Here is a 24,068-nt window from a genome sequence, read left to right on the forward strand (position 1 = left end):
TGAAGTGAGTATTTGCAGGGTAATGAAACTGATTCCCTGTTATGAGCTAGTTAATGAATAGAAATTGCAGTCTCATTCAGAATCGCCACACCTTTTTCTTTACAGCGCGTTAGCGTAACACTAAGCTGGATTTAGGATTGATCCAGAAGATTTACGCAGGCGATCGCTCGATGTCTATTCCTCAAATTAGTGAATTTACTATCCGCCGTCATGCCAACGCCAAATCTTTCCAGCGGGGCGAGGCATATTATAACGCTGGTGCTGTTCATGCCGTTATCCAACGTGGTCATCGGCTTCAGGCAGATGTTGTCGGCACCGAAGCTAGACCTTATCATGTCAGCCTGAATTTCGATAGCAGTGGGTTAACCTCAGTAAAATGCACCTGTGCCTACGACTATGAAGGGTGGTGCAAACACATTGTCGCCACGATGCTCGTTTGTGCGCGTAACTCAGAAAATATTGAGCAGCGCCCCACCCTTGAGGAACTACTAAATCGCCTGGATTATATCCAAACTCAAAGGCTGCTGCAAGAGTTGGTAGCAGAATACCCCCCCCTAATTGAGGCGATTGACCGTCATGTAAGTTGGATGACGAATCCTGCTGATAACCAAACAACCCTAAAATTTGTACGCCGCAATACTCTCGATCCGGCTCCGTTTCGGCGGCAAGTACGGCAGATTCTCAAGGATACCGTGCGCTACTTTGAGGAGGGATACGAAGAAGACCCAATTGGCGAAGATTTGCTGAGTGTAGTGCAAACTGCGGTAACTTTTAGCGAACGGGGAGAAGGTGAAAATGCGATCGCTATTTTGGAGGCGATTACTTCTACCTGTGCGGAAAATTGGGATGATGTTGCCGAATATGGCGCTGAAAATGATGAAGTTGTCGCAAAATTAAATAATGCTTGGTGTGAAGCAATTCTCAGCACCGAACTTACTCCAGAAGAAAAAGTTGATATTCAAATAAATTTGGAAGCTTGGCAAGATGAGTGGAATGCTGATTTTGGTCTAGTTATGGAGGCTTTACGCCAAGGTTGGGATTATCCGCCACTAGTACAAGTTCTCCAAGGTAACATTACTGAAAGGGGAGCTTGGGAAGAAGACGTACCAGATTATGCTGATGATTTGGCATTAATTCGCCTGAAAATTCTCGAACGTCAAGAACGTTATCAAGAATACCTGTATTTAGCAGAAGCGGAAGGGCAAACCCAGCAATATCTGATAATGTTGGGGCGTTTAGGCAGGGTGGAAGAAGCAATTGATGCTGCTCAAACCCAGATGAACTCAATGGAAGAAGCCTTTGCCCTAGCGAAAACACTCAGCCTTCAGGGAGCATTACAGCAAGCATTAGATATAGCCGAGAGTGGATTAAATTTATCCGGTAATTGTCAGTACGAATTGGGAATTTGGACAAGTGATTTAGCTATTGAGTTGGGTAATAGTGAAGCTGCTTTATTAGCAATCAAGGCGGCTTTTCAAGTGAAGCCCTCCTTGGTGGACTACCAAAAAATGGCAGAATTGGCTGGGGAAAACTGGGGAAGTGTCAAAACAGACCTGCTGAGAATTGTTCGTACTTGTAATGGTTGGGGAACAGAATCAGCCAAGGTAGATATATTTTTGCATGAAGGGCTAATTGATGATGCAATTGCGATCGCTAGCGAACTAAGTTCCGATCGTTCAGAGTTAATTCACCGAGTCATGGATGCTGCTATCCCTCATAATCCTGGTTGGGTGATTGCTAATGCTCGTCGCCGTGCTGAAAAGATTATGGATGCAGGTAAAGCCGAATACTATTATTACGCGGTTGAATGGTTAAAAAAGGCGCGTAATGCCTACCTGAAATCTGGGAAGAAAGCTGACTGGTTAAGCTATCGGGAAAACTTGATGCAAACTCACGCTCGTAAACGTAAATTGATGGGAATGTTTAAGGAAAGTGGTATGGAGTAGACCTCTTGCAAAAAGCACTTTTGCAAGAGAGGGGAAAAGGGTAAAGGTTAAAGGGGAAGGGGACAATACAGAACCTTTTGCCCTTTTCCCGACTTATACAAGAAGTCTAGTGAAGAAGGCAGCAAGTGGGAGGTTTCAATGAGCGGTGTAGGCTTGTCTTTCAGAGACACATAAGGGAAAGACCTACACTGATTGCAGCACACTAAATCAGAAATTTGGTATCAGATTTAAACTGTAAAAAAAGCACGGAAATCCTACGCGTAGCTTGCTTCCACGTAGTGGTACGGGAAGCCTTTGACTACATAAATTTTGCCTAACAAGGATTTCGAGCAACGCATAATTAATTTCATTTCACCAGATATCTTATTAATACTTTTAAGTCTGCAATCATCAGATGATTTAGCTTTTAAATTGAGATTTGCTCAAGATATCAACTTTAGCGACAAAAGATGAAGTAAGATTCACATCTGAAGCAGTCCTCGTATAATCCCATAGTTACTGACAAAAATAGTCCAGTGCGATGATTGATAAATACCCTCAGAATCTTATACTGTCCTGCTTACCGCTGAGTATGTTTCTATTACTTGGCAGTACATCTTTAAGTCCACTGAAAGCTCAGGCTGTTGATACTACACAATTATCAACTAGTAATTTCATCCTATCACAACGAATTCCACCACCACAGGATATCCAACCACCCACACCTTCACCACTTCCCTCACCGGAAGTGCCACAGCCACTCCCCCCACCAGCACAACTACTTCCACCCTCTGCCCCAACTCCCACACCTGAAACACCACTCCCTGGCAACTTTCCTCAAACTATTGTTGTTGAACGCTTTGAAGTTGTTGGTAGCACAGTTTTTAGCGCCCAAGAGTTAGCCCAAGCCACTGCTGAATTTACCAAACGACCGATCTCACTGACCCAAGTGTATCAAGCACGTTCTAAAATCACCGATCTATATGTCAAAAATGGTTACATTACTTCTGGCGCCTATATTCCACCTCAAACAATCCAATCTGGTGTTGTCAAAATTCAGGTGGTTGAAGGTAAATTAGAAGATATTCAGGTAACTGGGACTCGGCGGCTGAATCCGAATTATGTCCGCAGCCGACTAGCAATTGCGACATCACCACCTCTGAATCGCCAGCGTCTATTAGAAGCCTTGCAACTTTTGCAACTTAATCCTTTGATTAAAAACGTGACTGCTGAACTCTCAGCAGGATCGCAAACGGGTACGAGTCTTTTGGAAGTTAAAATCAGTGAGGCAAAAACCTTTAGTGGTCAAATAATTCTTGATAATGGGCGATCGCCTAGTGTTGGCAGTTTTCGACGCGGATTACGATTGAATGAAGCCAACTTACTTGGATTGGGGGATGGTCTGAGTGTAGGCTACACCAATACTGATGGTAGCAACTCCTTTGATGCTAGTTACACATTGCCTCTTAATCCCCGCAACGGAACTCTTAGCTTTAACTATGGCACTACGTCGAGTAATGTCATTGAGCCTCCTTTCGACACTTTAGATATCGAATCGGCTTCTCGCTACTACGAAGTGACATTCCGCCAGCCCATAGTTCAAACTCCTACACAAGAGTTTGCTCTGGGGTTAACAGCTTCCCGACGCGAAAGTGATATTTCGTGGAAACTACAAAAAGAGAGCGAAGGAGGGTTTCCCCCCTCTCTACTTTCACCTGGTGCTGATGAAGAGGGACGCACTAGGGTATCTGCGTTGCGATTTTTTCAAGAATGGACGAGTCGTAACAGTCGGGAAGTCATCGCCCTACGCTCTCAATTCAGTTTGGGCATAGATGTGTTGAATGCCACAGTTAATCAAGATGCTCCTGATAGCCGTTTTTTTGCTTGGCAAGGGCAAGCACAGTGGGCCCGCCTTTTAGCTCCTGAAACCTTACTGTTACTTCGTTTAAATACGCAACTTGCATCTACAACACTTCTGCCTATTGAGCAATTTGGCATAGGTGGGCAGGATAGCGTTCGCGGCTACCGTCAAGATTATCTGCTCACAGATAATGGCACTTTTGTTTCTGCGGAAGTTCAAGTCCCAATTCTGCGCTTACCCCAGATAAATAGCACCTTAAAGGTTATCCCCTTTGTGGATTTTGGTGTTGGCTGGAACAGTTCTAATAGAGAGAATCCCGATCGCAATACTTTAGCTGCTGTTGGTCTGGGGTTGCGTTGGGCACAGGGCGATCGCTTCACCGTTCGTCTTGACTGGGGTATTCCTTTGGTATCTGTTAACTCAAATGAGAGAACATTACAAGAAAACGGTCTGTATTTTAGTTTACTTTATAATCCTTTTTAACTGCTGTCCATGTCCACCCTATTAAAAGTTGAGAGTGGACATGGACAGTAGTCAATGATGAAAAAATGATGATTATCTAGGTTTTTATAAAAAAGACCCTGGGTTATGATTCCAGGGTGCATACACGTTTTTCAGGCATTAATATGTTGAATAATAACTTTGTAAAATAGTTATTTCTACTATCTATAGAATGATACAAAAGTAGATTTAGTTATTTTAATCGAGCGATACATCTACCGTTGGGAGTATACAAATATTGGAAGAGGCAAGTTATCCAGCAATATTCTGATTGGATTAACCTTCAAATGCTGCTGTAATTAATCCATATTAATTTAAGCTAATTTTATTTTTGCTGGGCGCATCAAAATACATTCAAAATTAAATGTAATTTCTTGGGAGATATCCGCAAAATAATCGGTGGTGAAGGAGAACAACTTAAGCATTTTTAGGTAGTTGCACAGTAAATAAACTACCTTTCCCTACTTCCGAAGCGACCTTGATAGTTCCTGCGTGCCCTTCTATAATGCGATGGGATAGATGTAGTCCTAAGCCACTACCCGATCGTTTATTTCTGCCTTGGCGAAATCGCTCAAAAATTGTTGCCCGATCTTCTGGCGCAATTCCATATCCTGTATCTTCTACCTCAATTACTACCGAATCTGGATCTCCTGGATTAGATGATGTTTCATAAATGCGGATTGTTATGCCTCCTGTATCTGTAAATTTGATGGCATTTGCAATCAAGTTGTTTAACACTCGCCGTAATTCCAAACGATCGCCCATGATAATAGCAGCATTTGGACTCAGTGGATCTAATTGACGGGTATCAATTTCCAGAGTCAAGCCTTTTTCATTAGTTAGAGGAATTAATTCGTTGACTACTTCTTGAGATATCTCACATAAATCGCATTCCTCCCAATTCAACGTTTTTTTACCCGCCTCGAAGCGATAGACTTCTAATAGGGTGTTGACCATTTCCATCAAATTTTGGTTACTACGAATCATGACTGCGATCGCTTGTTTCATTTCCGGCGAAATTTTGCAGAATGTTTCCATTTCAAACAAATTCAACATGCGATCGGCGGCTACTAGGGGAGTTCGTAAATCATGAGTCAGACGGGAAACAAAATCTTCCCGTTGGCGGGCCATTTTTTGTTGTTCGTCCAGACTGTGCTTGAGACGTAATAGCGATCGCACCCTTGCCAGTAGTTCATCAGTATCAAATGGTTTACGAATAAAATCGTCAGCACCAGCATCCAAACCTTCGACAACGCTGGATTGATGAAAGGCAGTAATTAATAGAATTGGAATATAAGAGATAGCAGGGTTATTCCGAATCCGACGTGTGACTTCATAACCATCTATCCCCGGCATCATTACATCTAACAGAATCAGATCGGGTGGAGATTGCTCAATTTTCCGTAAAGCTTTTATTCCATCTGAAGCCAAATCAATTTCATACCCCTCACTTTCTAAAATTGCTTGAACCAAAATCAGATTATCTTGAGTGTCGTCAACTGCTAATATCCGATAAACTTTATTATTTTCAACTACAGACATGATTTATAAATTTTTATCAGTTTTTCTGGAAGTAATTTTTCAATTTAGGATATTCTATTGGTATTTTTCTGGCTTGAGAAGAGGAATGATGAGGATTTTGTGCAGGAGAAAAAAAATCATCCCGATCTAACTGTGAAGCTGGAGCATTTGCTGCTACAGTCGGTAATGTAATTTGACGTGGCAATTCAATTTTAAAAATTGAACCCACCCCCAATTTACTCTCAAGAAATATTTTACCGCCCATCATTCGCACTAGCGAATCTATAATTGCCAAACCCAGACCTGTACCTGGATATTTGCGAGTGATAGTTTGATCGACTTGCCGAAATGCTTCAAAAATATGTTTAAAATCTTTGGGGGCTATGCCAATACCTGTATCTTTAACGATAACTACTACTCGATTTCCAGGTAATTCCTTAACCTCAACCGAGATTTCACCAGACTCTGTAAATTTAATGGCGTTGGAAAGCAAGTTAATCAAAATCTGTTTGACACGAACTGGATCGTTAAATATCAAAGGATTTTGCAAATCAGTTTGTACTAACAATGAAAGATTTTTAGCATCAGCGAGGGAACGCATTTCACTGACAACGAGATTGATTACCTTTGATATATCAAATCTTTCTGCCTTGAAATCTAATTCTCCTCCCTCCAGCTTGGAAAAATCGAGAACTTCATTGAGTAGCATCAGTAAATGCTTCCCATTATTCAAAATGCGCTCAACCATATCTGCTTGCTGATTCGTTAGTTGACCGAACTTAGGACGCAAGAGTATTTGTGAAAAACCAATAATCGCATTCATCGGCGTTCTAAGTTCGTGGGAAATAGTTGCCAAAAAAAGTGATTTTAGACGTGATGCCTCCAATAACTTGAAGTTTTGCATTTGAATCTGTTGCTGTTGCCTCTCCAATTCTTGATTCTTAAAAATGAGTTGTTCGTGAGTTTCTCTAAGCTGCTGATTTGCCAAATCTGCCTGTATTTCCGCCCGATAAATCCGAATTGCATTCCGCAAAACCTGCGACAACATTTCTGGGGATATTTTAGACTTAGAGAGATAGTCTGTAGCACCAGCTTTTAATAATTGAAGAGTAATTTCTTCATCTCCTTGACCAGTTATAACTACTAAAGGAACTTTAATTTCTGAAGAACGTAGCTGTTGAATCAAGGTTAGTGCGTCCCGATCTGGTAAACGATAGTCGAGGAAAACACAATCGTAAGTAGTAATGCTTAAGACAGAGAATGCTTCATTACCATTGCCTACTTCAGACAGTTCTATCCGAACACCTGCTTTAGTCAGGGCAGAACAGATTGCTATCCGGTCTACTTCGTCATCGTCTACAACCAAAATTTTCAGCGTCTCTTCCATCGGTTTTAATTTTCGCCGCCAAACATAGGTTGATGTATAAAATTTATCTTTTTAGATTATCCAACTAAAGAATATAAGATTTTCGGACATTTAAAACCTGTAATTTGATTGATTAAGAAATTTTGCATAAAGATCCACTTTAATACCTGCTTGACATTCATCACATTCTACAACTTCGTTATCCTCCGTTAGTAGTATGTCGTTCGCTCTTTCGGGTCTTTCCTTGGGTTGAATTGAGTCTGTTGTATCTTCAATCTGGTTAATTTACCAGATGGTAACTAACTCTGAACAAATGACCAATGTCTGGCAAAAAATTAGTCATTAACAAGCAGACACCGTTGATAGAAAGTAAAATAAAATACTTTACCAAGCTTAAAACAATTGTAGATGAGTGAGGAAGCCACCGTCGTCAGTCATTGGTGAGAGTTGCATACCATTATCGTGTACCATAAGCTTGAACTGTTTTACCTATCAGGTTAGTTAGACCAGATAAATAAAAAAGTAATATCTATAGCTATTTGTGAATCTGAAGTAATCCTACCTCCTGAAATTTCAACAATTTTCTTAGCGATCGCCACATCTGTGTTAGTATTTATTTAGGTATATCGAACTTATGGATGTTCGCAAAGTTACCAAAGCTTAATTCCAAAGAAAAGTTCCCGACAAAAGTTAGGCAAAATTCAAAACCTAAAAGGGGAGAGGTTAGTACAGAGCGGCTTGTATTATATCCTGTGAGTCAGACGGACAAGTTTGTTACAAAGGACTAGGAATTACTTTGCTGTTTCTGATTTCAGTGAGTTTTAACGCTGGTTGATTCCCTTCCATGAGGATCTCTATTGGCTCTATCAATCGGATGAATCCAAAGGTTTGATTAAAAATCGTTCGCAACCATCTTTTACTTTCTCGGAAAGCAACTTTTACACGGTGTAATTTTTTCATTTTCGTAAGCTTTTTTTAAAGTTTGCTCCCAAATAATACTAATTAACGGATGGAACATGACAACTCAAAGCTGAATTATCAGCAAGGAAGAGCAATTTGGCATTCGTTTCAATATTTCATACTTTTTGTGTAAGTATCTATATATCTCCAGCTAGATTTGTCGTCTATCTAAATATAAAAATTTTGGCTACTTGTTATTTCTATCGGTGGATGCAGACAGGTTGAAATATCATCTATCTTGAGTTTGGGAAAATAATAGATAATAGTTACAAAAGGCAATACTTTGAAAGATGCAAACAGCGCAAGAGTGAGTGTAGCGATGAATGAAATTAGTATTATTTTAATTGAAGATCATGACTTAACGCGAATGGGGCTACGAGCAGCATTACAGTCTCATAGTGCATTGAAAGTAATTGGAGAAGCGGCAAATGCTACCCAAGGGTTAAAACTTTTAGAAACGGCAAAGCCAGATGTAGCGGTAGTAGATATCGGCTTGCCTGACATGGATGGCATCGAACTCACTCGTAAATTCAAACGCTCCCAGGCTGAAAATGGGCAATCTACTACGAAGATTCTCATTTTGACAATGGATCATACAGAGGATGCTGTACTTGCAGCCTTCGCAGCTGGCGCTGATTCTTATTATATGAAAGAAACCAGTATCAGTAAATTAACCGAGGCAATTCAAGCAACTCATGGCGGTAACTCTTGGATCGATCCGGCAATTGCCAACGTGGTATTGCGGAAGATGCGCCAAGGTATTCCTGGAGAAAGTCAAGGTTCTGACAAGCCGAAGACTGTAAAAATTGAAGCGCTGGCGACAGAATACGAGCAAGTTTTGGAAACATACCCTCTGACTCAACGGGAACTGGAAATCCTAGAGTTGATTGTAGCTGGGTGTAGCAATGGTCAAATCGCCGAGAAACTTTACATTACAGTTGGTACTGTAAAAACCCATGTTCGTAATATTCTAAATAAACTATGTGCTGATGACCGTACCCAAGCTGCTGTCAGGGCCTTACGTTCTGGATTAGTAGCGTGAAGAATTGAGACAAGAAAGAGATGGGGAGATCGGGAGAATAACTCCTAACTCCTAACTCTTAACTTAGCACTGTTTTGCCCACTGCCTCATTATCCCAATTTTTCCCGCAAGCAATTAGCAATACGTAGTGCTGCTCCCGGTTTTCCCATACGTCGCCCACCATTTTCAGCAATAATTTGCAAATTATCAGGGTTTTTAAACAAGGATTGTACAACCTTCGCTACATCTGCTGGTCGATCGATTAAAATCAAAGACGATCCCAGAAGACGACTTTGAGATTCAGCAAAGCCAAGGTTATATTGTGGACCATTACCGGGAATTGCGATCGCAGGTTTGCCTAAACCGATAAACTGTTCTGTGGCTGTACCTGCCATTGCGATCGCTAAATCTCCCAAATGCAAGCAATCATTATAGGCTCGTTGTGTTAATAGTAGATAAGCATTTCTCTGTTTAAATGTCAATATATTTGGATCGCCAAGTTGGATAGGAGATGCTGATTCAGCGCGCCAGCCTTGAGATTGCACACTTTGGGATAAAATATTAGAGTCTAAACCAGGAGCGATCGCACCTAAAAACACTACTTTGTTAGAACTATAAAAGATTGAATCTCGCTGTTGAAAACTTGTCATCAATGCAGATACGGCAATCATAATTGTTTCCCAGTTGGTGTATGCTTCTGGGGGACGAGAACCAGGAAGAAGAGTCACTACAAAAGGTCGAACTGTCTCTTGCTGTTGGATATTCTGACTATAAAATTGTTGGCGTGAAAACCTTGATTCTAGACCATCCATCATGGGATTACCCAAATAGAAAGCTGGAATTGGCCATTGTTTTAATGTTTCTGTTGTCAGCGCATCTCTCAGGAACACAGCCTTACAACGGCGACGACTCATTAACCAACGTTCCCAAGGATGGTAAACTGAACCAGAAAAGTTTTCCCAACCTGCGTCTTTAGATTTTCGTGGTAATAATCCAGCTTCATCTCGCACATAATATTCAGATTTTGCCGTACCGACAAAAGCATAATTAGCGCCACTGAATGTTGCAAACAACAGTGGCAAAATATCTCCCACTGCTAAAATCGCTCTCCTATTACCTAATTTTTTTTGAGAACTTACCCAACGGCGGATAGCTTTAATTTGGCTGAGGGTAAGTTGCAATAAGCCACCGCGTACATCCCGCGCTAATTGGTGGCCATCCATATAAATAAAGCCGCCAGAAGGCATATTCAGGACTGAACCGATAAAGGGGATATCCAACTGTTCATAAGCACGTCCCTCACCCACCAGAGGTAAAGCAAATATCTCTGGTGGGTTTGGTTGTCGTACGAGTTCTTGCAAAATCCGAAGTGCAATCACATCTTCCCCATGACCCATTACTTAATACAAGTAACCGCAAAGGAGAAATTGCAGATTGAGAATCAGAAGCTAGAGATGACCGAGATAAATTACTCATAAGAAACAAAATATCAAAATTAACTGTCTGTTTGGGTAAGAGGTATAAATAGGGAAATCGACAAGGAAGCTGGAAGTTAGTATTTCCCTATTCCTTTACTTCCCTACAACTAATACCAATTTTGGATAGGAATGTAATTGTTTGAAATTTCTAGAACAGCCTTTTGGTCAATACTTTTAATCAAAAATCTAAAATCTAAAATCCAAAATTAGTATAACTCCCAGTTAATTAGGTTAAATATTTATGCGAGTTTCTGCTACTGCAATTTTTACATTAGCTACATTAGCTGCTGGCAATGTTACTGGGCAAGCAACGGCTGCACCTGCTAAAACCGTTACTCCAACTGCAAAAGCTGGTAACTTGGTGGTACCGATAATTGAAGACACTCCCGCACGGGTAGAGACAATTGCTTCACCAGAAACTATAGTTGCACAACAATTTTCTCAAAATCCTGTCGCCGTGCAAACAAGTGCAAACAAAAATTCCCCAGTAGTCTTAAAATCAACAGACAAGGGAAATTCATCAGTAACGCTTCTTCCCACTCCCTCTTTTTCCCCTTTATCCCCCAAAACTCCTGCTACTGAAAGCGATTTGGTAGTCAGAGCTACAGATGTACAGGTGGTGGGAGCCAATCAAGAATTACAGCAAATCATTGGCCAGGTAATTAAAACCCAGGTGGGTGGAGAAACCAGTCAAAGCCAGCTACAAAAAGATGTAACAGCAATTTTAAATACAGGTTTATTTAGTAGTGTCAGTGTGAATAGCTTTAGCACTCAGGCTGGATTGAATGTAGTATACCAAGTCCAACCAGTGATAGTGCGATCGCTGCAATTATCTGGTGCTAAAGTACTTACCTATCAAGTCGCCCAACAACGTTTGCAATCTCAAATTGGAACCACCATTAGTCCCAGTGGACTGCAACAAGCAGTGGCACAAATTAACAAGTGGTACGCCGACAATGGTTATAACTTAGCACGGGTGTTATCAATTAAACCTAGTTCTCAAGGCATTCTCACTGTGAATGTCGCTGAAGGCTTGGTAAGTGATATCAAATTTCGCTTTGTCAACGATGAGGGTAAAACTGTTGATAGCAAGGGTAATCCCATTGGAGGACGCACCAAAGCAGATTTCTTACAACAACAACTCAAGTTGAAACCCGGTCAAATTTTCCAAGAAAATGTCGTTAAACAAGACATCCAACAGCTATATCGGACTGGTTTATTTGAGAGTGTGAATGTTGCCTTAGAAGGAGATGCGACAAAACTTGATTTAGTCTATCAACTTAAAGAAACTGGGGCGCGTGGTGTTAACTTGGGTGGTAGTTACAATGCCGATCAAGGATTGGTAGGTACAATCAGCTATCAAGATCAGAATGTCGGTGGTGTTAATGATACTTTAGGTGTGAATGTTGGGGTAAGTAGCCGAGACTTGCAGTTTAATAGCAAATTTGTCAGTCCTTATCGGATAACTAACCCCGATCGCTTGGGCTACACTGTAAATGGTTTTCGTAGTCAGGAACTTTCGGAAACCTTTGATGACAAGATTAAGCTAGCTAACGGCGACAAAGTGCGAGAAGGTCAACTTGGCGGTGGTGTCAGCTTGCAGCGACCAATTGACGATTGGAATACCTCATTAGGATTAAACTATACCCGAACTAGTATTCGCGATCGCCAAGGTAATATTACCCCAACTGACGCTCAAGGCAACCCCCTATCTGCGAGTGGAACTGGTATTGACGACCTAACTACTGTATCCTTCACCGCCACCAAAGATAAACGAGATAATCCCATCAATCCAACTCAAGGTTCCGTTTTGAGTCTGAGTACAGAACAATCTATACCCATTGGCGAAGGTAATATTTCCCTCAATCGCCTCAAAGCCAATTACAGCCAATATTTACCAGTGCAGTTATTTAACAGCAAACAGCCACAGGTATTTGCGGTGAATGTTCAAGCTGGTACCGTCCTTGGGAATTTACCGCCCTACGAAAGTTTTAACTTGGGTGGTTCCAACTCAGTGCGCGGTTACGATTCTGGCGAAGTTGGCAGTGGTCGCAGCTATGTGTTGGCTTCGGCAGAATACCGTTTTCCCGTCTTACCAATCGTAGGCGGTGTATTGTTTGCTGACTTCGCCTCAGATTTAGGTTCTGGTGATACTGTATTAGGAGATCCGGCAGGTGTACGGGATAAACCAGGTTATGGTTTTGGTTATGGGGCGGGAGTGCGATTAAATTCACCACTAGGTTTAATTCGGGCTGACTATGGCATTAACGACCAAGGAGAAAGCAAAGTGCATCTAGGAATTGGGCAGCGATTTTAATTTGAGTTTAGGCGTTGCCAATACGGTTCGGTTAAAGGGAAAAGGGTAAAGGGGAAAGGGGAATAAAAAACCTTTAACCGCAAACCCATTCCCCTTTTCCCCAAAGCCTATTCTGAGTTCAAAATACTTATCCGAACCGTATTGAGTCATATCTAGAAATTAAATATGCGTTATCCAAAACCCTTGTAGAGACGTAGCAGTGCTACGTCTCTACAAGGGTTTTGGCTCATACAGCAGATTTCAAGTTGGTGAGGTACACAAGCAATAAGTCTGTTACCCAGGTATAAAGCGTGTTTTACTTCTGAATTCAGAATTCTGAATTATGAATTCTGCTGTATCTCTATTAGCGATCGCCTTTGAAAATGACTTTTATAAATTGGCCAATTTATTACACAATATTTAATAGTATATAAATTTCAATAATCAAAGAAAAAAAGCTATTGTCACGTTTTTATGAGACATTAATTTTTTAATAGCGCTAGTCATGCAGAATATAAAAAAATATTATAAGTAATAACATGGAAAAAAGTGTTATTAATGCCAGCCTTTCTACTCAAAACCTAACTTTTCGTCCAGGTGATACTCCTGTATCATTTGAGGTAACTGTCAATAATGACAGCGATCGCTTCGTCAATTTTCAGATAGAAATTACCGCCGCCGGAGAAATCCGCAACACAGGATATCGCTGGTATAGACTCGAACCAGAGGTAGCGGCAGCCAAGCCACCGGGCAGTAGTACCATCTTCCAAGTGTTCGTATTCAATACACCCATGCCGGGATTTGTTGGTACTGTCAACCTGATGGTAAATATTTTTTCACCGCAATTAGCACAACAGTCCAGACTTGTGCTGCGCCTGAAAATTGAGCGAGACAACAGACCAACACATTTAAGTGTAGAATTACCTGTACGAGAGTTCCAAGTTTATCCCCGCAATTCTGTCGATATACCAGTACGGGTGCGGAACTTGGGGCAACAACCAACTGAGGTAATGCTACGTTTTACAGGCGTCGATCCGTCTTGGCTGGCTGGCAGTGCAGAACGCCGATTACCCTTAGATGCAGGTGGTTTAGCAGAAGCTACATTCCAATGCCAACCTCCTTCTGTAGTGCAAGCGCCCAGTCAAAATTATCCTTTTACTATTGAAGCTGTTAGCAATAATGGTTATCCAACTAATGCTGAAGGCAATATTGAAGTTTTGCCAGTGGGTTTTATAGACTTTACTACCACCGAAAAACACCTGAAAATCCCCAATAAATCGGCTTGGTTGCCTGACTGGAAATCTGATACAGCTTCCTTTGAATTACTATTTAAAAATGCTAGCAATCTCAATCAGCAAATTAATGTGCAGGTACAAGGTAGAGACTGGCGAAAATGCACTTTTAAAAAAATTCCTGAAACCGCCAATCTTCATTTAGGAGAGACAAGTAAAGTCATCCTCGATGTTAAAACAAAACGTCCTTGGATTGGAATCGGCAAAACTTTGTTGCTGGAGGCTAAATCAGAATTATCCGACCAACGTTTAGGGAGTACAGACCCAGCCACGCAGACATTAGAAGTAGAGGCTCTGCCAATTATACCTTTATGGCTACAATTAGCTGCGATCGCACTATTAGCCGCACTCCTGGCATTAATCCTGCAACCAAGAGGTGTAATGCATACACGTTCTGTCAACTCAGTGCGTTTTAGTGGCATTGGTTTATCTGTGGTCAGCGGCTCAGATGATTGCACCTTAAGGCTTTGGAGAATTGGTGCTGATAGCTTAAACCCTGATGATACGGTGACATACGCTGGGCAGCCCCTTGCTTGCGACCAAGCACAACAGCCCAAAGGCTTGATGGCCATTACCGATGACGCTGTAGAAGTCTTGCGCTTTATGCCATTACAAAATAATCGTGTTGCTGTTGGTTTAGATAATGGTGTAATTGAACTTAGAGATGTCCCTTTAGGTGCCAAGATTAGCCAACTTCAAGACCTTAAAGATCCGAAAGCAAAAGGCGATCGCGTTTTTGACCTAGCTTTCACCTCAAACTCACTTAACTTATTCAGTGGGTATGGCAGTGGTAAAGTGAGACTATGGTCAAGACCAGTGCCTAACAGCGATTTTCTGCCAGAACCGCAAGTTATTGACGTACAAAGTAGATTGAAACTCTCAGGTTTCCAAGTCCGGGCATTAAATCTTAGCCCAGATGCAAAAACTCTAGTAATTGCTGGAAACTTTAAGCGTTTTATATTGTGGCAGTGGAATCAAACTCAATCTGATAAACAATTCCCAAGTTTATCGGTGCAAAATCTAGAAAAACTAGACCCATTAGTTGGTCCTGAAGATTATATTTGGGGATTAGCTTTTGTTCCTGACTCAACAGGAAAAATCCTCGCAACTTCTGATTCTGCGGGATTTATTACCATTTGGGATTTAAATCAGTGTCAAACTATCAAAAATCCGAATCCGCTAGAAAAAGTAAATGAGCTTAATTGTTTACAACTAGACCGTTGGTCAGCATCAAAAACATCTGTGCGAACTCTAGCATTTAGTGACGATGGTAGTCTCTTAGTAAGTGGTGGCGATGATGGACGAGTCGTAGTGTGGTACTTAACTCCCGAACATAAGCTTGACAAAACAAGAGCAGCAGAAGGTAAAACAATTTACCAAAGCTCTAAAAAAATCAATAGTATCGACTTGAAAACCAATCAAGGAACCATGATTGTGAGTGGTGGTGAAGATTTTCAGGTCAAATTACACCGCATCAAATAAGGGAATCAATGACATGCAAGCTAAATTCAATCCACTGCAAGTTATTATCAACCCACCTGGAATTCAATTTGGGATGCCAGGAGATACCATTGAACTTTATATTGTTGTAATCAATCAGGGAAATCAAAGCGCGGTTATTGACTTATATTTTGTTTTTGATGAAGTATTTCAAAATTTAACTGGTTGGTCTAGTTCTTCTAGAGAAAGTTTAGCATTAGCTCCAGGGCAAAATAGTGACGAAGTAAGATTTGAGTTTCAAATTGCCGCAAATGCTCTTCCAGGAACCTATGACTATACACTAGTCGTAGATTCTCCTCTACATTATCCACAAGATACTCCCATAACCTTCCCAAACCAAATTAAGGTTCTGCTAAAAGAACAGACCGCAATTCGGGTGAACGACCCGACATTTTCCATTAGACCTAACACTAACCCCAACAAACCGTTAATTTTCAATTCTAGTGAGTATCTGCAAGTAGAGATAATAGTTGACAATCGCTCTTATCTCGTAGATAGATTCCGCTTGAGTTGTCCAGATTTAGACGATGACTGGTTCACAATTAATTATCCTGCAACTGGATTTGAGGGGCCAGGATTAGTGTCTGACGTGACTGCATTAGAACTCAATCCTGGTACTCAAGGTCAAATATTATTGAAATTTCACCCACCTGGGGATACCCTTGCGGGAAGCTATTCTCCGACAATCCGCTTGTATTCAGAAAACTCTCCAGATTTAGTACTACTGGATTTGGTATATATCCAAATTCCGACAAATTATCGCTTAGATATACAACTTAATACCATCTTGGGACAAGTTAGCCGTAGTCTTGGCAAGTACGAATTATCACTAGCTAACCAGGGCAATATTGTCCGCGAACTGATATTAAACTTAAAAAGTCGAGACGAAGAAGAACTATATACTTACAAATTCGATCCTACGGAAGTCAGATTATTACCTAATAGAAGTGCTGTGGCTAATTTGACGGTCAAACCCAAACCTTGGTGGCGACGACCGTGGTTTGGTACAGGGCTAGCGATCAACTTTCAACTCGATGTCAAAGACCAACAAAATTTACCCCTACCGAACACACTGCCTCAAGGAACTTTGGTATGGAAACCCCGTCCTTGGTGGCAATTTCTTCTATTAATTTTAGCAATTTTGGGGTTATTGGGAGGCATAGGATTTATCATTTGGCGAATTTTAAACCCCGACCCTTTGAGATTAGAAAATTTTAGTGCAAATGACTCTCAAATTACTGAAGGTGATGAGGTAGCTTTAAACTGGGAAATTCATCAATATAAACAGTTAAAAAAGTTAGTTTTGACAGCTAAAGGTTCCCAACCTATTCAGCCGATTACTTATGACTTTAACAATGGCATTCCTGAAACACTGGGTAAAGGAAGTGCTAATGAAATCCCTCCTTGTCAGGTACAAGACAAACAAGAGTTAATTTGTAGCAACGTAAAAACTGGAGTGAAAACAAAAGGTAATTACACTTTTGAATTACAAGCCTTTTATCGCAATGGTATACAAATATTTTCCCGAACTAACCAAGTAGTAGCGCAAACTACCCAAGTAGAAATTGCAGAAAAACCAATTGCATCAGTAGTTAATTTTCAGCTAGATAAGCCCCAGTACACAAAAGGTGAAAATATTCTTTTTAGTTGGACAATTGCACGTCCATTATTGCTGTCACAACTACAGGTTGTTGGCAATGCAGATGATGGTACATCTTATGGTAAACCAGTTACTTACAAATTTAATCAAGGCAATATTACAGACCCTAAACTTAACAAACTATGTATACAACAAAATCAACAATTGCAATGTAAAAATATTCCTTTATTAGCAAATAAAGTGGGGAGTTTTGCATTTGAAATCAAAGCTGTTTCTAATAATGGCAGCGACAAGATTAGTTCTAAAAAAGCTGAATCCAAAATTCCAATATTACCCAAACCATTTAAGATTGTTTATTTCAAAATTAACGGTAGCGAACAACCAAATTTAGTTCTCAATGAAGGAACATCTGCTATTCTGAGTTGGAGAGTAGAGGGAGAAAATATTCAGGTTAAACTTATACCATACGGCAATGATGTTCCAGCAGTTGGTTCAACTAAGTTTCTAGTAAATCAAGCTTTCCCCGCTCAAATCGGACTGCTAGTCAATGATATATCTGGTAAGCAACAACCCCAGCAAAGAGGATTTGCAATCACAGTCCTCAAAAAAGTAGAGCCTACTCCTATACCTAGCTTTAACCCAATTCCACCTAATAATAGCCCATTTAAGACTCCCTTACCTCTGAGGTAAGGTTTATCGAAGGAAGGCTGTCTTGAAAATAAGAAGTAGGGAAAGCTCATATTTTGCACCTTGTCACCCATCTGCTCAAGAACCACTATATCACTTTCCCTTCGTCCAAGATTTTTTGTTAGGCTTATAAAGGTTGTTTTAAAAGTAGTAAAGTATACTCAAAACGTTAAAACACCCATTTCCTTGTAGGGAAGAGGATCTGGGGGGTTAGGTTACGAGGGTTTTGATGTTACCAAAAATACTTTTAAAACATCCTCTTAGGGAGATTCTCCATAGACTATAAAAGACTTAGTTAAACCGAAAACCTTTTCTTCATAAAGTTGCGCTTTGGGGAACAGATTCAGGAATCTTCTCTTACTCAGCAGCTTAATTGAATTAGCTATCCTTCTAGCCAGCTGTTTATCAGATACCTTGTCAAACCATCCAAGAGCAAAATTGGTTAGTAGCCATACCTGAAGATTTATAGGAAGAAATTGAAATAAAGGAAAAACAAAATGGGGTTCAATCGGAAAAAAAAGATTAGGTGTTTGAACAAAATATCTTTTTCCTACTCGCATTACTTCAGTGGCCATTTGGTACTGTTTATCATAATCTCCTACATGTTCAATCACTGAATTTGAAAAGACTATATCAAACTCATCGGATTGAAAATTTACCATGTTTGTAGCATCTCCAACAACTTGGTTGATCTGTGGGTGTGTTGAGCTTGTTTCAGTAAATTTTATATTTAGTAGAGTAATTTTTACCTGTTTATTTTCTTCATTCAAAAAACCTAAATTCTCCCAAAAGCTTACTGTTCCTCCAACATCGAGTATTTTTATATCAGAGGGTAGTGAGTCTAATATAGATGTGAACAAAGAGAAACGTTTCTTTCTAAGTCTACTTGCCCAGGAGTCAGTAAGACTAGTGTCATATACATTACGCATTAATTTAGTCATTTTTTATTCACACAAAAATGATTTTACTCACAGCTGATTCTTTGACTTAAGTAACTGAGAGCCATCATCTTACCACAGTTAAGCATCAAGGTTGCCGTCCTGCTTCCTGCTCGCTCAATTCCTATTTTTCTGAAAAGCTCGGCGCCTGCGCCCATTTTCAACTTGAGGTTTTCGCAACGGTACTACCTCAGCTTCACTACTCTCACGTGCTACCCGAATTAGCAACCCAGCAGCTATTAAGCTGGCAATCATAGAATTACCACCATAACTAAACATCGGTAAAGGTAAGCCAGTAGTCGGAAGAGAACCTGTAGCAACACCGATGTGGAGCAATGATTGTCCCACCATCAAAGTCGTCACACCGATCGCTACCAATCGATGTATTATATTTTTAGCCTTCAGCGCCACAACTAATCCGAGAGTAGCGAATGTAGCTAAAAGTACCAACAACACCATACTGCCAACAAAGCCAAACTCTTCAGCGAACACCGCAAAAATAAAATCGGTATCTTGAATTGGTAAATAAAACAACTTTTGTTGAGAAAGCCCATATCCAGCTCCCCAAGTTTTCCCAGAACCCACAGCTAGTAGACTTTGCACCAACTGGTAGCCATCTCCTGTAGCATCTGCCCAAGGATTGAGGAATGACATCACCCGCTTACGCTGATACTCTTTAATACTAATACTGAGTATTGCCAACATCACTCCACCAATTGCTGTTCCTCCCAAGTATTTGTAGGGTAAGCCAGCTGCAAGAGCAATTAGCCAGATAGTCATGCCGCAAAGTGCCGTTGTACTCAAGTTAGGCTGGGCAAGAATTCCTAAAAGTACCAAACCAAAAACGCCCAACCAAGCGAAGCGAACCCGCCAACTAATTCGTTCCCATTGACCAAAAAGCCGCGCACTTTGCAGCACCAAAAAGGGTTTAATTAGTTCTGAGGGTTGAATCGGAATTGGCCCGATCGCAATCCAACGCGCTGCATCAAAAGCTTTTCTTCCCAATCCTGGGATCAGTGTGACAAAAATTAACCCCAAAAACAGCAACAAAAACCAATGGGATAGTCCCAAAATTTTCTGCAACGGCGAATTAACAATAATATTGAATCCGATTAAGGAAACTAAGACCCAAAGCAGTTGACGTTTAAAGTAGTACAAACCATCATTATGACGAGCATCAGCAACAGGATATGATGCTGAAAATAGCATGATCAAGCCGACGAACAGCCAAATCAACGTTAACCAGCGCAACAACCGCGCTTCTAATGCCCAGTTGGAGACTGAACTATCAAAAATTGGAATCAGGCGGCGTAGATTCACGATCGGTACAGGTAAAAAGTTAGAAATTAGGAGTTAGAAATAAAACTCATAAATCATAACTTATAACTCATAAGTAGGCTTTACAACTATAAAAGACCATTTATAAAGTAAATCTTTAGACGACTATAGGAATCCGCTTTGATCCGGAGAAATTATTTGCGTGGTGCGCGTTCGCAAAGCGTCTCGCACAGAAGCGCAGCGCAAGCGCGATAGGGAGGGAACAGGGAACTCTTAACAGGGAAGAAAGAATAAATGTGTACTGAGTTTTTTCACGCAATCAAATACGAGTCTTATAGACGACGTAAACATAATACGTTTACCGTTATCTCCTTGATTGAGCGATGTCTACGATGGTCACTGACTTGTACTGAGCGCAGCCGAAGTAGCCTTGTCGTACCACTTCGTGGAAGCAAGCTAGCAAGAGCGTCTCCAAGAGTTGTGCGGGCTGCGCCAACGCTTACTATACCCCTAGCTCAAAGCCCTATTCTCTCGTGAATTATTGTCACTAATATAAAGTTATTGAGAATACAGTCTAGTCTGAAACTCTTGCTACTTCGTTGTTTCATGACTTAACGGTAAAAGTCAGATACCGCTGGGCATCTAAACGCCGTATGACTTTCTCTAAATTACGTATCATCAACCAAAAAGAATTGAGTCGATGGCTAGAATTGGCAAGTACAGCAAAGGTACAGTAGTTAGCTTCTCGATCAACACTCTACTAATTGATATCCTGACTTTTAATCTCTGGCATTTTGTTTTAGATACTGGCACACTCCCGCACTCATTGCTAGTAGATTAGGTTGTATATTTTTTCCTAAAAAATCTTCAACTACATTAGCAATTGTACTTGTGAGAAAGAATGGTACTCCATTGATTTGTTTTGGGTCGATCGCTAGTTCACCACGGCTTTCAATTATTGTCGTATTCCCATCTGACAGAAAGCGATTTTTGCCAGAACACTTGACTGCTTTTGTGAAAGCATGAGTTTCAATACGCCATTCAACTGTAAACAGAGCCTGATTCCACGTATTATATTCTGTCCACGAGAGCATCTCTTCACTGAGGATAACTCTTGCTGCTGCTGGAATTTCGCTGCCACCGTGCCATTCATTAACAGTATAAATATTACTGCCTACTTCACTACGTGATTTAACTTCGATGTCGCGCACGTTTGGCATATAGGGAACTAGCTCAACTAGTTTGTCCCGATAGGTAGCATAAACTAGGGAACGGGGAAAAGGAATTTGGCTATTAGCAGAGATGAGCATTAATTAATACCATATTCAAATATAGACATAACGAAGAATTGCCAAGAATTTGGCGATGGCGTAACCGCCCACCGAAAGCGATCGCAATATAACTATTTTTCACAGTAGCATTTCAAATTCGGTAAAAAGCTACTTTTTTTTGATATGTTTAGCTTTAGTGTCGAAAGTCTCAAGTTTGTTCGTTAAGTTAGTAAATGTGCTTTAAATCATAATTTCTCATGAAATTGGCAATTCTTCCTCCTGTTGCTGATAATAGTTTTAGAGCTAATTATCTAAGAGGTTGATTGTGGTCTTTGCTCAAACCAGTCTCTGTGATGTAATAACAACTCGCCTCACGTTAGACGAGTATCGGACTATGGAAGAAACCAACCCCGAACGCCGTGAATACCGTAACGGAGAGATTATTACTATGTCGGGAGGGTCGGAATCTCACAGTGCGTAGACGCGAAGCGGCTTGTCGTGAGACATCGCCAGCAAGTTCTTAATTTACTTGGGATTTTTACTAAGAGACACCGATTTTCGCTTGTATAATAGCGACTTGCGAGTTTGGATTCCTGAATATCAGTGTGGGACTTATACCGATTTGATGGTTGTTAATGGTGAACCAGAGTTCAATGGCAATGTCTACGACAAGCCGCAAGAGCGTCTACGCAATGATGAAATTCTTAATCCAATGCTTATTGTCGAAGTTTTATCGCCCTCTACCGAGGCATACGATCGCGGCGAAAAGTTCAGAAAATATCGCTCGATTGCCAGCTTTTGTGAATATCTGCTTGTAAGCCAAACTGAACCCTACATTGAGCAGTATCACAACTTGGATCGTAATAGTAACGATCGCTGGCTATGGCAAGTTCACTCTCACCTCGAGCGGACGATTGTTCTGCACAGTTTAAACATAGAAATTCCCCTGACTGAAATCTATCGTCGGATTAATTTTTAACAAAGTTTGGGGTTTAATTCCCCTGCCTAAGAAGGGTAACAGGTTTTGTGTTGGGGTTAAATCCACGTTACAAAACGTAATTGCGAATTGCGAATTGGTTTAAGGGTGGCTAACTCTTTTACGAAAATATCAACTAAGCCAGAAAACTATTTCCTCCTCCAGATGGGTAGAGTGTCCATACTCCTCCGACTCCCAAGAGCTAACAATGACCTTTCCCATAGTTTTCCTCCTTCTTGAATTCGGGAATTTTCTCACAATACTTTAACGCCAAGCTGATTTACAAATGTCACTAAAAACGTTGCGAACAGCATCAACAAAAACCAGATATGAATACATAGTTTTAATGCTTGAATTAGTGAACAGGTGAATATCTGAAAAGTGGATATTCACCTGTAATTAGTTATTGAATTGTTAACAATCGGGTACTTGGCGTAGCAATTATTTCTTTTGAGCAATGCGATTTATCCTGTTATGTTCAAGAGTGCTTCGCCAGCATTATCAGTTCAGATTACGGAATTGTGGAGTTCGCACCACAGGCTGTTGAGCGATCGCACCCGAAGCTGGTCTTGCCACCTTCGCCCAAGAGAAAATACCAACCTTCAAGCGATCGCTCTGATGGTTCAGTTAAATATACTGGCGATCGTCTTGCTATGTCTTTCCCACTTTTGTGTTCAGTGACAATTACCAGATAAAATATTACCAATAGATTGATAGATTGCTCCCCTTACCAATGCAGTCCAACATGAAGTAACCTCTGCTGTAACCGTGTGTAGCGTTGTTCTTGCCGGACAGAACACACACCCAAAGCAGAAAATTGGACCCAAAGGAGAAATCACCATGACCCCTGACAATGACACCCACTATTACCGCCTTTGAACGGTCGCCTGATGGCGGCAAGGGACTGGCGCGTGACATGCGCGTTCGCTGGGCGCTCGAAGAAGTGGGGCAACCTTACAACGTTCGTCTTGTTTCGTTCAGTGAGATGAAGCAACCCGCGCACCGTGCGCTTCATCCTTTCGGGCAAATTCCAACCTATGAGTCAGGCGATCTCGCCCTGTTCGAGTCGGGGGCGATCGTGTTCCATATCGCAAAGCGCCATACAGGGCTGTTGCCAGACGATGCCAATAGTCAAGCGCGAGCGATCGCCTGGATGTTTGCCGCACTTAACACAATGGAGCCGCCAATCGTCGATCGGGAAATCGCCACGTACTTAGAGCGCGATCAAGTTTGGTATGAGCAGCGCTTGCGTGTCGTCGAAGGTCGCATCCGCGACCGGCTCTTAGAACTTTCCAGTCACCTTGGAGATGCCGACTGGCTTGATGGCGCATTTAGCGCAGGCGACCTGATGATGGTGGAAGTGCTGCTCAGGTTGAAAGACTCTGGTATGCTCGACGACTATCCGAATCTCTCTACCTATGTCGCCCGTGGCGAAGCGCGGCCCGCCTTCAAGCGGGCTTTCGCCGCTCAATTAGCGGTTTTCACTCTTCAGCAACCGACTGGCTGACTAGCGCAAAAGATAGATATAACACTATTGCCCATAGTGTTACATCCTGGAGTTTAGACTAAAGCAAGCAAAAATAGCTCAACATTTGAA

At 41.2% G+C, this 24,068-nt stretch carries 16 protein-coding genes and 1 pseudogene; 9 read left to right on the plus strand and 8 right to left on the minus strand.

Features of this window, described 5'->3' with window-relative positions; genetic code table 11:
• Positions 1-170: 170 nt before the first annotated feature.
• Positions 171-1,946, plus strand: a complete 1,776-nt coding sequence (locus NSTCB13_RS33095; protein WP_448275870.1) for an SWIM zinc finger family protein — start codon at positions 171-173, stop codon at positions 1,944-1,946.
• A gap of 520 nt (positions 1,947-2,466) precedes the next feature.
• Positions 2,467-4,269 carry a ShlB/FhaC/HecB family hemolysin secretion/activation protein gene (locus NSTCB13_RS33100; RefSeq protein ID WP_448275260.1) on the plus strand — a complete coding sequence of 601 codons (1,803 nt, stop codon included), beginning with the start codon at positions 2,467-2,469 and terminating at the stop codon, positions 4,267-4,269.
• 435 nt (positions 4,270-4,704) lie between these two features.
• On the opposite strand, the gene NSTCB13_RS33105 is transcribed toward NSTCB13_RS33100, so the two are convergent.
• The 3 genes from NSTCB13_RS33105 to NSTCB13_RS33115 all read right to left on the minus strand — a co-directional run bounded on the left by NSTCB13_RS33105 (position 4,705) and on the right by NSTCB13_RS33115 (position 8,134).
• Complete coding sequence (locus NSTCB13_RS33105) at positions 4,705-5,829, minus strand: hybrid sensor histidine kinase/response regulator (protein ID WP_448275262.1); 1,125 nt, start codon at positions 5,827-5,829, stop codon at positions 4,705-4,707.
• A gap of 16 nt (positions 5,830-5,845) precedes the next feature.
• Complete coding sequence (locus NSTCB13_RS33110) at positions 5,846-7,195, minus strand: ATP-binding response regulator (protein WP_448275263.1); 1,350 nt, start codon at positions 7,193-7,195, stop codon at positions 5,846-5,848.
• Between the two features lie 753 nt (positions 7,196-7,948).
• On the minus strand, positions 7,949-8,134 hold the full coding sequence (locus NSTCB13_RS33115; protein ID WP_448275265.1) for a hypothetical protein: 186 nt from the start codon (positions 8,132-8,134) through the stop codon (positions 7,949-7,951).
• Positions 8,135-8,453: 319 nt separating this feature from the next.
• On the opposite strand from NSTCB13_RS33115, the gene NSTCB13_RS33120 reads away from it, so the two are divergent.
• A complete protein-coding gene (locus NSTCB13_RS33120) occupies positions 8,454-9,176 on the plus strand; it encodes a response regulator transcription factor (protein ID WP_104908003.1) in 723 nt (240 codons plus the stop codon).
• Positions 9,177-9,265: 89 nt separating this feature from the next.
• Here NSTCB13_RS33120 and NSTCB13_RS33125 read toward each other — a convergent pair.
• Positions 9,266-10,631 (minus strand): annotated as a pseudogene (locus tag NSTCB13_RS33125) (lipid-A-disaccharide synthase-related protein).
• Between the two features lie 243 nt (positions 10,632-10,874).
• Here NSTCB13_RS33125 and NSTCB13_RS33130 point away from each other — a divergent pair.
• The 3 genes from NSTCB13_RS33130 (at position 10,875) to NSTCB13_RS33140 (ending at position 18,011) form a co-directional block, all read left to right on the plus strand.
• Positions 10,875-12,950, plus strand: coding sequence for a BamA/TamA family outer membrane protein (locus NSTCB13_RS33130; protein WP_448275267.1), 2,076 nt, complete (start codon positions 10,875-10,877; stop codon positions 12,948-12,950).
• Between the two features lie 518 nt (positions 12,951-13,468).
• Positions 13,469-15,703, plus strand: a complete 2,235-nt coding sequence (locus tag NSTCB13_RS33135; protein WP_445631804.1) for a hypothetical protein — start codon at positions 13,469-13,471, stop codon at positions 15,701-15,703.
• A 13-nt stretch (positions 15,704-15,716) separates the two neighbouring features.
• Positions 15,717-18,011, plus strand: a complete 2,295-nt coding sequence (locus NSTCB13_RS33140) for a COG1470 family protein (RefSeq protein ID WP_448275269.1) — start codon at positions 15,717-15,719, stop codon at positions 18,009-18,011.
• A 257-nt stretch (positions 18,012-18,268) separates the two neighbouring features.
• Here the strand turns inward: NSTCB13_RS33140 and NSTCB13_RS33145 are convergent, their stop codons facing one another.
• From NSTCB13_RS33145 to NSTCB13_RS33155, 3 genes are all read right to left on the minus strand, one after another.
• Positions 18,269-18,949: a class I SAM-dependent methyltransferase gene (locus NSTCB13_RS33145; protein WP_445631806.1), complete on the minus strand. Its 681-nt coding sequence runs from the start codon at positions 18,947-18,949 to the stop codon at positions 18,269-18,271.
• Between the two features lie 114 nt (positions 18,950-19,063).
• The gene (locus NSTCB13_RS33150) at positions 19,064-20,266 is read right to left on the minus strand and encodes an FtsW/RodA/SpoVE family cell cycle protein (protein WP_445631807.1); all 1,203 of its coding nucleotides are present in this window, start codon (positions 20,264-20,266) and stop codon (positions 19,064-19,066) included.
• A 737-nt stretch (positions 20,267-21,003) separates the two neighbouring features.
• Positions 21,004-21,534 (minus strand): hypothetical protein, encoded by a 531-nt coding sequence (locus tag NSTCB13_RS33155; protein ID WP_445631808.1) that lies wholly within the window; start codon positions 21,532-21,534, stop codon positions 21,004-21,006.
• Between the two features lie 286 nt (positions 21,535-21,820).
• Here NSTCB13_RS33155 and NSTCB13_RS33160 point away from each other — a divergent pair, with 286 nt between their 5' ends.
• A complete protein-coding gene (locus tag NSTCB13_RS33160) occupies positions 21,821-21,976 on the plus strand; it encodes a hypothetical protein (RefSeq protein WP_448275272.1) in 156 nt (51 codons plus the stop codon).
• Between the two features lie 48 nt (positions 21,977-22,024).
• Positions 22,025-22,474, plus strand: a complete 450-nt coding sequence (locus tag NSTCB13_RS33165; protein ID WP_445631810.1) for a Uma2 family endonuclease — start codon at positions 22,025-22,027, stop codon at positions 22,472-22,474.
• Positions 22,475-22,982: 508 nt separating this feature from the next.
• Here the strand turns inward: NSTCB13_RS33165 and NSTCB13_RS33170 are convergent.
• Positions 22,983-23,177 (minus strand): hypothetical protein, encoded by a 195-nt coding sequence (locus tag NSTCB13_RS33170; protein ID WP_445631811.1) that lies wholly within the window; start codon positions 23,175-23,177, stop codon positions 22,983-22,985.
• A 147-nt stretch (positions 23,178-23,324) separates the two neighbouring features.
• Here NSTCB13_RS33170 and NSTCB13_RS33175 point away from each other — a divergent pair, with 147 nt between their 5' ends.
• The gene (locus tag NSTCB13_RS33175) at positions 23,325-23,978 is read left to right on the plus strand and encodes a glutathione S-transferase family protein (RefSeq protein WP_448275274.1); all 654 of its coding nucleotides are present in this window, start codon (positions 23,325-23,327) and stop codon (positions 23,976-23,978) included.
• Positions 23,979-24,068: the final 90 nt, after the last annotated feature.

Source organism: Nostoc sp. DSM 114160, from assembly GCF_053470305.1.